The organism is Brevundimonas sp. P7753 (genome assembly GCF_013386595.1).
GTDB classification, from domain to species: Bacteria; Pseudomonadota; Alphaproteobacteria; order Caulobacterales; family Caulobacteraceae; genus Brevundimonas; species Brevundimonas bullata.
Genome location: NZ_JACARP010000187.1, coordinates 1 through 4,589 on the forward strand (window position 1 = coordinate 1; position 4,589 = coordinate 4,589).

Here is a 4,589-nt window from a genome sequence, read left to right on the forward strand (position 1 = left end):
GCGCGAGGTCAAAGTGATAGTCAATGTCGTGGCGGCCGTGATGATGAAGGGGTTTAAAACAAAGTGAGCACGATCATCGTTGGGGCCGGGCACGCCGGGGGAAGCGTCGCGGCCATGCTGCGCCAAAACGGATATGCGGAGCCCCTCACCTTGATTGGCGAAGAGTCGCATCCGCCCTATCAACGTCCCCCCCTGTCGAAGGGGTGGCTGAAGGGTGAAATCGGGGAGGAGGGGCTGCTGTTGCGGCCCCGCGACTGGTACGCGGAGGCTGATATTGATCTGCGCACCTCGACCCGCGTGGTGCAGATCGACCGCGCCACGAAAACACTGACGCTCTCGTCCGAAGAAACGCTCAGCTATGAGACCCTCGTGCTCGCCACGGGCGCCCGGGCGCGTCGCCTGGTGCTGCCAGGCAGCGACCTGGGCGGATTTCTCGAGCTTCGAACGATCGACGACGCCGAGATGTTCAAGGCCTATTTCAAACCCGGATTCCGCCTAGCCATCATCGGCGGCGGTTATGTCGGGCTTGAGGTCGCGGCGTCGGCTCGCAAGCTGGGCGCCGACGTCGATGTGCTGGAACGCGAGGATCGACTGCTGGCCCGCGTCGCGGGTCCGGTGCTGTCCGATTTCTTCCGCGGAGTGCACGAGGGCCACGGCGTACGGTTCCATTTCGGCGTTGAGATCGAAGGGTTCGAAGGCTTGGACGGCCACGTGTCGGGCGTTCGGCTGGCGAATGGCGGGGTGCTGCATTGCGACGCTGTCCTCGTCGGGATCGGGGCAATTCCCAACGACGATCTGGCGCGCGAGGCGGGGCTGGCCTGTGACAACGGCGTCGTCGTCGACGGCCAGGCGCGGACCTCGGACGCAGACATATTTGCTGTCGGCGATCTGACGCACAGGCCTATGCCCCTCTATGGCCGGACGCTGCGCCTGGAGAGCGTTCCGAATGCTCTTGAGCAGGCGCGTCAGGCTGCGGCCGCCATCAGCGGCGCGCCCGAGCCCAAGCCGGACACGCCCTGGTTCTGGTCCGATCAGTACGACCTCAAGCTGCAGATCGCCGGCCTGCCGTTCGATGTCGATCAGGTCGTCACCCGCGGAGATCCAGCAGGTCGCAAGTTCGCAGTCTTCCACCTGTCAGGGGGGCGGGTCCAGGCAGTGGAGGCGATCAATGCACCGCCGGAATTCATGGCGGGGCGGCAATGGTTGGCGTCGCGGCGCGAGGTCGATCCGGCGCGGCTCGCCGACGTGACCATTCCAATGAAGGAAGTCTGACGCCCGGGGCTGTCAGGCGGTTTCGGAACCGAGGAGAATGAGCGATGAAGATCGGCGTGAGCGGAGCGAGCGGGAAGCTTGGTGCCGGCGTGGTGGAGAATCTGCGCCTTCGCTCAGGCGTGGAGGTCGTGGGGATCACGCGCACGCCGCTGCCGACGGGGAGCCACGAGACCCGGTTCGGCGACTATGATCAGCCTGAAAGTCTGGACGCCGCCTACGCCGGCCTGGATCGCCTGCTGATCATTCCGACCGTCGCCCTGGCTCCCGGACAGCGCACGCAGCAAAATCTGGCGGCCATTGACGCCGCCCGTCGCGCCGGCGTGCCCCATGTGGTCTTCATGTCGTCTGCCGGCGCGCGGGCACGGCCGGAGCCCGATGTATGGGCGTCCTACTTTGCGGCGGAGCAACATCTGATGCAGACGGCGCTGCAGTGGAGCATCCTGCGCATGAACTACTACGCCGAGTCCTTTGCGGACGAGGCGAAGGCCGCTCTGGCCCAAGGCGCGCTGGTCGGGCTGGGAGAGAACCGGGTCGCCTTCGTCTCCCGTGCGGACCTGGCCGCCGCCGCCGCCGGGCTCCTGGCAGGGGAGGGGCATGAGGGCGCCGTCTACGTCGGAACGGGACCACGGGCCTGGACGGGGGCCGAGCGCGCCGACCTGGCGACGAAGCTGGCCGGAAAGCCGCTGCAGCATGTGACTATGCCCCTTCAGGACCTGCGGGCCCGATTCCTGGACGCGGGGTTGCCGCCCCATGTCGTCGAGGTCGTCCTGTCCATCCGTCAGGGCTTCGTCGCCGGGGGATTCGATATTGTCACCGGCGATATCGAAATCCTGTCGGGGCGGGCGCCGCAGTCACTCGAGACTGTCCTGATGAAAGCCTTTTCGGATCAGGTGGCGCCGGCCTGAATCGTCAGATCGGACGGAGGCCGTCCGAACGGCTGATCCGGCCAGATGGGCGCCGGCCCGTCGGGTTGGTTTCCCGTTTCGCTTCAAGCTCAATGCCTGCTAATCAGAAGGCATGATCGCGGCCCGGCCGCAAGATTCAACGGGGTGCGCATGGCGCGATCAGCAGCAGGCAAAAACGGGCGCCACGAGCCCGAGGGACAGGCCGACGCCGCGGCCATGTCGAACGATGTCCCTGAAAAGATGGTGTTCGTCAAACCGGCGGCCAATGCGATCCGGATCCTGAAATTCCTGGTCGAGGCGGGAGGTCCCACCCGGTCCGTGACCATTTCGCGCAGCCTCGGCCTGAACGCCAGCACCTGCTTCAACATCCTGCGCACGTTGGTGATGGAAGAGGTCGTGGAGTTCGATCCGGTCGCCAAGACCTACTCGGTCGGCGTGGGTCTCACCACTCTGGTGGGCAGCCTATTGACGGAGGGCCAGCGCATCGCGGCGGCGACGCCCCAGATGCGGGACCTCGCGGACCGGTACAATATCACCGTGACGCTATGGAAGCGGCTGGGCGTCGACAAGATCGTCCTGGTCAAGGGCGTCCCCAGTCCCGCCAATGTGCGCATTGAAATGGCCGAGGGTCAGCGCCTTCCTGTCCTGATGGCCGCGACCGGCCGCGTCATGGCCCCCTATCTCGGGTGGACCCGCAAAGAGCTGAAGTCGGGCTTCAACGCCTTGCGCTGGCAGACGCCTCTGACGTTTGAAGCTTACTGGGACGAGGTCGAAACCGCCAAGGCAAGGGGATGGGCTGTCGATCGGGGCTATTTCACGCGCGGCGTCCAGACCGTGGCCGCTCCGGTCTTTGATCGCGGCGGCGAGGTGGCCTTCACGATCGTCGGGGTCATGCTGCAGGGGCAATACGAGGGCGAGGCGCTCGATGAGATCGGCGTCGCCCTTCATGACGCGGGTCAAAGGCTGACGTCGGCGCTGACCTGAACATCCCCGGCGTCACCGTGCGCCAAGGCCGGCGTGTTCCTTCCAATCGGCGGGCGGGACTTCGTCAGGGGCGAAGTCCAGTTCCACCTCGACGCCATTGGGATCGAAGAGGAACATCTGCCACAGGCTGAAAGGCCGCGGGGTGCGGATAACGCGATAGGGCAGGGCGGCAGCGGTGGCCTGTTCGGCCACCGCTTTGAAATTCTCGGCGAAGAAAGCCATATGATCAAGCGCGCCGCGCCGCGGGTCAGGCATGCGGTCAGTTTCGACCAAGTGAAGCACGGGACGGTCCTCGGCATACAGCCAGGCTCCGCCCACGCCGAAGTCCGGACGCGGGCCGGGGACCAGGCCCAACATCCGATAGAAGTTCACGCTCTCGTTCAGGCGATCAGTGACGATGGTGAAATGGTCCATGCGGCGGATCATGGCGTCTCCTTGGGCGAAATCTGCTTCACGCGGGGCCGGCGCGCCTGACGGCGCGCGTCATATTTTCTAGACACTTTTGCCGTTTTTGTTCTAGAGAAGAATTCTGAATGGCGCGAGTCCGTGCGGCGGCGTCTGAATTCGAGGCGGCGCCAAGCCGTCCGTGGAAACGAGGAAGAGCCCCATGACTGTCGATGACCTGATCCTTGTGAGCGTGGACGATCACGTGATTGAGCCTCCGGGGGCGTTCACGCCGCACTGGCCGGCGCACCTGAAGGGTCGCGAGCCGAAGATCGAGCAGAGGGACGGTCGCGACGTCTGGATGTTCGAGGAGAAGGCGGCGGGCTACATGGGCCTGAACTCGGTGGTGGGCCGTCCCAAGGAAGAATACGGGATGGAGCCGCTCAACTACGAGCAGATGCGCCGGGGCACCTGGGACATCAAGGCGCGGGTTGAGGACATGGACGCCAACGGCATCCTGGGGTCGCTCTGCTTCCCGACCTTCCCGGGCTTCGCCGGGGCGCGTTTCCAGACGGCGTCGCGGCAGGACCCCGAGGTCGCTCTTGCGGCCATCCGGGCCTACAACGACTGGCACTGCTTCGACTGGGCGGGCGCGGCGCCGGGGCGCTTCATCCCGCTGATGCTGACGCCCTTCTGGGACATGCAGGCGGCGGTGGCCGAGGTCGAGCGGATGGTCAAGCTGGGCGTCCACGCCCTGTCCTTCTCGGACAACCCGGCGCTGTCGGGCTGGCCGTCGATCCATGATCCCTACTGGGATCCGCTGTGGAAGGTCTGCGCCGACAACCAGGTGGTGATCTGCTGTCACATCGGCACGGGGGCGGCGGCGAACCACGCCTCGGACCTGTCGCCGATCGACGCCTGGATCACCTCGATGCCGATCTCGATCGCCAACTCGGCGGCCGACTGGATCTGGGGGCCGATGTGGAAGAAGTTCCCGACCCTGAAGATGGCGCTGTCGGAAGGGGGGATCGGCTGGATCCCGTA

At 65.6% G+C, this 4,589-nt stretch carries 5 protein-coding genes; 4 read left to right on the forward strand and 1 reads right to left on the reverse strand.

Annotated elements, in window-relative coordinates:
* Nucleotides 1-63 precede the first annotated feature (63 nt).
* The 3 genes from HX774_RS18915 to HX774_RS18925 all read left to right on the forward strand — a co-directional run bounded on the left by HX774_RS18915 (nucleotide 64) and on the right by HX774_RS18925 (nucleotide 3,161).
* Nucleotides 64-1,272, forward strand: coding sequence for an FAD-dependent oxidoreductase (locus HX774_RS18915; protein ID WP_178828963.1), 1,209 nt, complete (start codon nucleotides 64-66; stop codon nucleotides 1,270-1,272).
* A 44-nt stretch (nucleotides 1,273-1,316) separates the two neighbouring features.
* A complete protein-coding gene (locus HX774_RS18920) occupies nucleotides 1,317-2,177 on the forward strand; it encodes an NAD(P)H-binding protein (protein WP_178828964.1) in 861 nt (286 codons plus the stop codon).
* A 216-nt stretch (nucleotides 2,178-2,393) separates the two neighbouring features.
* On the forward strand, nucleotides 2,394-3,161 hold the full coding sequence (locus tag HX774_RS18925; RefSeq protein WP_255500558.1) for an IclR family transcriptional regulator: 768 nt from the start codon (nucleotides 2,394-2,396) through the stop codon (nucleotides 3,159-3,161).
* A gap of 12 nt (nucleotides 3,162-3,173) precedes the next feature.
* Here HX774_RS18925 and HX774_RS18930 read toward each other — a convergent pair whose 3' ends face one another.
* Nucleotides 3,174-3,587, reverse strand: coding sequence for a VOC family protein (locus tag HX774_RS18930; protein ID WP_178828966.1), 414 nt, complete (start codon nucleotides 3,585-3,587; stop codon nucleotides 3,174-3,176).
* Between the two features lie 181 nt (nucleotides 3,588-3,768).
* Here HX774_RS18930 and HX774_RS18935 point away from each other — a divergent pair.
* Nucleotides 3,769-4,589, forward strand: an 821-nt coding sequence (locus tag HX774_RS18935; protein WP_178828605.1) for an amidohydrolase family protein, incomplete at its 3' end; no start/stop codon positions are given.